This is a genomic window from Streptomyces murinus (genome assembly GCF_002154555.1).
In the GTDB taxonomy this organism is placed as follows: domain Bacteria; phylum Actinomycetota; class Actinomycetes; order Streptomycetales; family Streptomycetaceae; genus Streptomyces; species Streptomyces murinus.
Map to the genome: position 1 here is coordinate 1 of NZ_MUNF01000230.1, position 6,079 is coordinate 6,079.

Annotated in this window: 7 protein-coding genes; all 7 read left to right on the forward strand. The window is 71.3% G+C overall.

What is annotated here, in order from left to right:
* Positions 1-946, forward strand: a 946-nt coding sequence (locus CCN72_RS15560) for an MFS transporter (RefSeq protein WP_107430108.1), incomplete at its 5' end; no start/stop codon positions are given.
* Positions 897-2,069, forward strand: a complete 1,173-nt coding sequence (locus tag CCN72_RS15565) for an acetoin utilization protein AcuC (protein WP_085565944.1) — start codon at positions 897-899, stop codon at positions 2,067-2,069. The genes CCN72_RS15560 and CCN72_RS15565, both read left to right, overlap by 50 nt.
* A 97-nt stretch (positions 2,070-2,166) precedes the next feature.
* Complete coding sequence (locus CCN72_RS15570; RefSeq protein ID WP_402149024.1) at positions 2,167-2,964, forward strand: phosphatase; 798 nt, start codon at positions 2,167-2,169, stop codon at positions 2,962-2,964.
* Positions 2,965-3,093: 129 nt separating this feature from the next.
* Positions 3,094-3,306 (forward strand): helix-turn-helix domain-containing protein, encoded by a 213-nt coding sequence (locus tag CCN72_RS15575; RefSeq protein ID WP_158101359.1) that lies wholly within the window; start codon positions 3,094-3,096, stop codon positions 3,304-3,306.
* Positions 3,307-3,440: 134 nt separating this feature from the next.
* Positions 3,441-3,539 (forward strand): 30S ribosomal protein bS22, encoded by a 99-nt coding sequence (locus CCN72_RS15580; RefSeq protein ID WP_003948845.1) that lies wholly within the window; start codon positions 3,441-3,443, stop codon positions 3,537-3,539.
* Between the two features lie 215 nt (positions 3,540-3,754).
* The gene (locus tag CCN72_RS15585; protein WP_086808029.1) at positions 3,755-4,828 is read left to right on the forward strand and encodes an NAD-dependent epimerase/dehydratase family protein; all 1,074 of its coding nucleotides are present in this window, start codon (positions 3,755-3,757) and stop codon (positions 4,826-4,828) included.
* A 2-nt stretch (positions 4,829-4,830) separates the two neighbouring features.
* On the forward strand, positions 4,831-5,916 hold the full coding sequence (locus tag CCN72_RS15590; protein WP_086808030.1) for a lysophospholipid acyltransferase family protein: 1,086 nt from the start codon (positions 4,831-4,833) through the stop codon (positions 5,914-5,916).
* Positions 5,917-6,079 lie beyond the last annotated feature (163 nt).

A 6,079-nucleotide genomic window follows, 5' to 3' on the forward strand; every position in this document is an offset into this window, starting at 1 on the left:
GGGCGGGCAGGGGCAGTTGGCCGCGGTCGCGGTGGCGCTCGGTGTGTTCGGGCTGTCGGTCGGGATGCTGGACGCCTCGATGAACATGCTCGGGGTCAGCCTCCAGCGGTCGTACGGGCGCAGCATCATGCTCAGCTTCCACGCCGCGTACAGCCTGGGCGGCATCGTCGGGGCCTCGCTCGCGTGGGCCGGGGCGCACTGGCAGCTGGCGCTGTGGGTGTCGTACCTGCCGGTGGTGGCCGTCCTGCTGCCGGCGACGCTCGTGGGCAGCCGGTGGTACGTCGACGGGGACGCGGCGGCGCCGGTGGCGCAGGGCAGCGGCGGCGGGGGCGTGGTCTTCAAGCTGCTGCTGCCGCTGTGCCTGGTGATGACCTTCGCGTACATCGGGGACTCGACGGTCTCCAACTGGAGCGCGAAGTACCTGAAGGACGTGCTGGGCAGCTCGGAGCAGCTGGCGACGGTGCCGTACAACGTGTACATGGTGACCACGCTGGTCGGGCGGGCCCTGGGGGACTTCGGGGTACGGCGGTTCGGCGCGGCGGCGGTCGTACGGCTCGGGGCGCTGGTGGCGGCCGCCGGGTTCGCGGTGGTGGCGGTGGCGCCCGGGGCATGGGTGGGGATGCTCGGGTTCACGCTGCTGGGACTTGGGCTGTGTGTGCTGGTGCCGCAGACCTTCGCGGCGGCGGGACGGCTCTTCCCCGGGGCCTCGGACGCGGCGGTCGCGCGGCTGAACATCTTCAATTACGTCGGATTCCTGGTCGGATCGCCGTTGGTGGGCGCGGTGGGAGACGCCTGGAGCTATCGCGGGGCGATGCTGCTGCCGATGGTGTTGGTGCTGGTGACGCTCGTGTACGCCAGGTCGTTCGCGACGAGTGGGGGCCGATACGGTGGCGGGCATGAGCGGCCGCGCACAGCTGATGTGGGACGAGGCAGTAACGGGCTATGACTTCGGCCCCGGGCATCCGATGGACCCGGTACGGCTGGCGCTGACCCGGAAGCTGGTCGGTGCCCTGGGAGTCGACCGGGAGCTGGAGATCGTCGCGGCGAAGCCGGCCGGGGAGTCCACGCTGCGCCTCGTCCACCGGGACGACTACATCGAGGCGGTCAAGGCCGCCTCCGCTGACCCGGCGGGCGCCGACACGTCGTACGGGCTCGGGACGCTGGACGATCCCGCGTTCGCCGGGATGCACGAGGTGTCCGCGCTGATCGCGGGGCAGTCGGTGGCGGCGGCCGAGGCGGTGTGGCGGGGAGAGGCCCTGCACGCCGTGAACTTCACCGGCGGGCTGCACCACGCGATGCCGGGGGCCGCGTCCGGGTTCTGTGTGTACAACGACGCGGCGCTCGCCATCGCGCGGCTGCTGGAGCTGGGCGTCGAACGGGTCGCGTACGTGGATGTGGACGTGCACCACGGGGACGGGGTGCAGGCCGCGTTCTGGGAGGACCCGCGGGTGCTGACGATCTCGGTGCACGAGCATCCCCGCACGCTGTTCCCGCAGTCCGGGTGGCCGCAGGAGACCGGTGCCGGGGCGGGGGAGGGGGCCGCGGTGAACCTGCCGCTGCCGGCCGGGACGGGCGACGCCGGGTGGGTGCGGGCGTTCCACGCGGTGGTGCCCGAACTGCTCGCGGACTTCCGGCCGCAGGTGCTGGTCTCCCAGCACGGGGCCGACACGCACTTCGAGGATCCGCTCGCGCATCTCGCGGTCTCGCTGGACGCGCAGCGGGCGGTGCAACTGGCGTGCCATGAGCTGGCCCACGAGTACGCCGACGGGAAGTGGGTCGCGCTGGGCGGCGGCGGTTACGCGGTGGTGGACGTCGTACCCCGCTCCTGGACGCATCTCGTGGCCATCGCGGCGGGGCGGCCGGTCACCCCGGAGACGGTGATCCCCGAGGGCTGGCGCCAGGAGGTCTACGCCCGCACCCGCGAGCTGGCTCCCCAGCGGATGACGGACGGCCGCTGGCCGGTCTCCTGGGCGCCGTGGGAGGGGGGTTACGACCCCGCCGACCGCCTGGACCAGTCCGTCCTGGCGACCCGCCGCGCGGCATTCCCCCTGCGGGGCCTGCTCCCCTAGGGAAGTCCAAGAGTCCCCTGGGGCCTGTTACGCCAACCGTGCGCAAATCCCCCGGTATTTCCCTTACCGGGCAAGCCGATGCGCCACCATCGCAAGCGTGTTGACCTACCTGTCCGCCGCCCGGCTGGCCGGGGTCGTCGAGACCCCCCGGGAGCGGAGTCTGCGGAGGTACCGTCAGTTCGCGGCCCGCGATCCCCGGGTGCTGCTCGGGATCGACCCGCAAGGGGCCTGGGGTGAGCCGGAGTTGCTCGGGCTGATGGCGCGCAGGTGTGGTGTTTCGGCCGATCCTCGGCGGCGCTCGGGGCCGGATGTGATCGATCCGGCGCGGACGCTCGCCGCGCTGGACGCCTTCGCGGAACGACTCGCGGCGGCCGCGCGGTGTCACGCACCGGTGCTGTTCGGCACCGGGCACCCGCGCTCGCTGCTGGGTTTCTACGCCGCCCTCGCGGACGCCCTCTCGGCGGCGGGATGTGAGGTCCTCACCCCCGCGGGGGGTCACTGTGTCGACATATTGACCCAGTTCGGTCTACGTACGCATCGCATCGACTACGTACGACGCGTCGCGTTGGTGCGGGAAACCGAGGGCGGGCGCCCCGGTTGTGAGCCTGGCGCGCACTGTCATTCGCCGCTGCCGGTCAGGGTCGTCCTTCAGGCCGCCGCGGCTTCCGGCGGCCCGCTGCCCGAACTGGTCGTCGGCGACCACGGCTGGCTCTGCGGCGCAGGTCAGCTGGGGTTCGAGGCGATCGGCCCGGCCGACTCCGACGATCCCGCGCCGTTCGTCGGGCAGGCGGAGGGCGCCGTCCGGGTCGTCGTACCCCTGGACGACGGAGTCCGGTCTAGTCACTACCTGCCACTCACCCGCTACGTACTCAAACGCGCGTGTCTGTCACAGTAGGCCGCCGATGGGTGCACCTCTTCCCCACTCGCATCACCCGCACCTAGTCTGGGGAGTGAGCACGCAACGACGAAGAGTCACCGGAAGGGGAAGCCGGTGGCCGTCGAGTGCGGAAGGTTCAGGTGTGTCATGGCTGTAGCCGGCGAGAGGCCTCTGAACGAGGTTCAGTTCCTGACCGTGGCGGAGGTCGCCACGGTGATGCGAGTGTCGAAGATGACCGTGTACCGCCTGGTGCACAGCGGTCATCTGCCCGCGATCCGGGTGGGGCGGTCCTTCCGCGTCCCCGAGCAAGCGGTTCACGAGTACCTCCGCGACAGCTATGTGGGGGTGGAGACGGCCTGACGATCCCCTCCGGGGGATCCCCGGAGACCCTCGATTACGACCTCAGCGCTCGGTTGGGTAGGCTAGCCCCTCGTAGGTCGTGTGGGCCCATGGCGCCCAAACAACCGAGTGATGAGAAGTGAGCGAGGGTAGTCGTGGGCTCTGTTATCAAGAAGCGGCGCAAGCGGATGGCCAAGAAGAAGCACCGCAAGCTGCTCAAGCGCACGCGCGTTCAGCGCCGCAACAAGAAGTAAGCGGCGACGCGAGAGCGTGTTCTGTGGCCCCCCATCGGCAATGATGGGGGGCCACAGGTGTATCCCGGGTGACCCGGTGGCGATCCGGCCGACACCGGCCGGGGAATTTCCGTCACCTCGCGCATCGGGCAGTCATCACAGCGCAACATCCACCCGCTAAGTTGGCCCCCACGGGGAACGCGGAACCTGCGTAACGCGGAAGGAAGGCGCTGATCTTGGGCAAGGTCGTGCTCGTCACCGGGGTCGCCCGGCAGCTGGGCGGCCGGTTCGTGCGGCGGATCCAGCGGGACCCGGAGGTCGAGCGGGTGATCGCGGTGGACGCGGTGCCGCCCGCGCACCAGCTGGGCGGGGCCGACTTCGTCCAGGCCGACATCCGGCAGCCGACCATGGCCAGAGTGCTCGCCGAGACCGGCGCCGACACCGTCGTACACCTCGATGTCACGGGCACCGCGCTGGGCGGCGGCAACCGCGCCACGGTCAAGGAGACCAACGTCATCGGCACCATGCAGCTGCTCGGTGCCTGCCAGAAGTCGCCGGCGGTGCGGCGGCTGGTGATCAAGTCCAGCACCAATGTGTACGGCTCCGCGCCCCGCGATCCCGCCGTGTTCACGGAGACCACCCCGGCCAAGTCGCTGCCCAGCGGCGGGTTCGCGAAGGACACCGTCGAGGTCGAGGGGTATGTGCGCGGGTTCGCCCGGCGGCGGCCCGATGTGGCCGTGTGCGTGCTGCGGTTCGCCAACATCCTCGGTCCGTCCGCGGACACCCCGCTCGCCTCGTACTTCGCGCTGCCGGTGCTGCCGACCGTGTTCGGCTACGACCCGCGGCTCCAGTTCGTGCACGAGGACGACGTGGTGGAGGTGCTGCGGCTCGCCTCGCACGAACCGCGCCGGGGCACTCTCAACAGCGGCACGTTCAACATCGCCGGGGACGGGGTGCTGCTGCTCTCGCAGTGCTCCCGGCGGCTCGGGCGGCCCACCGTGCCCCTGCTGCTGCCCGCGGTCACCTGGGCCGGCTCCCTGGTCCGTACGCTGGGGATGACGGACTTCTCACCGGAGCAGTTCAGACTGCTGACCCATGGGCGGGTCGTGGACACCGTCCAGATGCGCGAGACGCTGGGGTTCACGCCCCGTTGTACGACGGCGGAGGCGTTCGCGGACTTCGCCCGGGGCCAGGGCGCGGGGCTGCTGCCGCCGGAGGCCGTCGCGGGAGCCGTCGACCGGATCGCCGCGCTCGCCCTGCCGGGCGGCGGCCGGTCCACGACGCAGAGCGCCGACCGAGGAGCGCGGTAACGATGGCGGACGCCAAGGTCATTCCCTTCGACGACGACCGGTCCCGGGGGAGCGGGAGCGGCGGTGGTCCACAGCGGTCCGGGAGACGGCGGGGCACGGGCGGCCGGCGCGGTGGCCGCGGCGACGCCGGGGCCGGGGCCGGTGAGCTTGGTGAGGTGCAGCGGCTGCCGGGGCGGGGGCCGGCGGCGGAGGACGGCCCGGTCGGCGAGGACGAGCGGCCGGTGGACCGGCCCGCACCCGCTGACGAGGGCGGCCTGGAGCGGCGGGTGGCGGCCGGACTGTCCTTCCTGCGGCGCCGGCTGACCGGGGACTACGAGGTCGACGACTTCGGGTACGACGCGGAGCTGACCGACCAGGTCCTGATGTCGCTGCTGCGCCCGGTGTACGAGAAGTACTTCCGGGTCGAGGTGAAGGGCGTCGAGAACATCCCGGACAAGGGCGGGGCGCTGATCGTCGCCAACCACTCCGGGACGCTGCCGCTGGACGGGCTGATGATGCAGGTCGCGGTCCATGACCACCATCCGGCCGACCGGCATCTGCGGCTGCTCGCGGCGGACCTGGTGTTCGTGCTGCCGGTGGTCAACGAGCTGGCGCGCAAGCTCGGGCACACCCTGGCGTGCGCGGAGGACGCGGAACGGCTGCTGGAGCAGGGCGAGCTGGTGGGGGTGATGCCCGAGGGGTTCAAGGGCATCGGGAAGCCCTTCAGCGAGCGGTACAAGCTTCAGCGGTTCGGGCGGGGCGGCTTTGTGTCGACGGCGATGCGGCAGGGGGTGCCGATCATTCCGTGCTCGATCGTCGGGGCGGAGGAGATCTATCCGATGATCGGCAACGCGAAGACGGTCGCGCGGGTGCTGGGCATCCCGTACTTCCCGCTGACCCCGACCTTCCCCTGGCTCGGGCCGCTGGGCGCGGTGCCGCTGCCGACGAAGTGGACGATCCAGTTCGGCGAGCCGATCCCGACGGACGGGTATCCGCCGGAGGCGGCCGAGGACCCGATGCTGATGTTCAACCTCACGGACCAGGTGCGGGAACAGATCCAGCACACCTTGTACAAGCTGCTGGTCCAGCGGCGGTCGGTCTTCTTCTAGCCCGCGATACGCATTCCGGCCCGCGGTACGGCTTCTGGCCGCGGTACGACGACGAGGGCGCCCCCGCTCGGGAGGGGGCGCCCTCGCTGTCGTACTTCCCTAGTCCGCCTGGTCGTTGTCGATCCCCAGTCCCGGGAGGAGGCCCGGGACTGGGGATCGACAA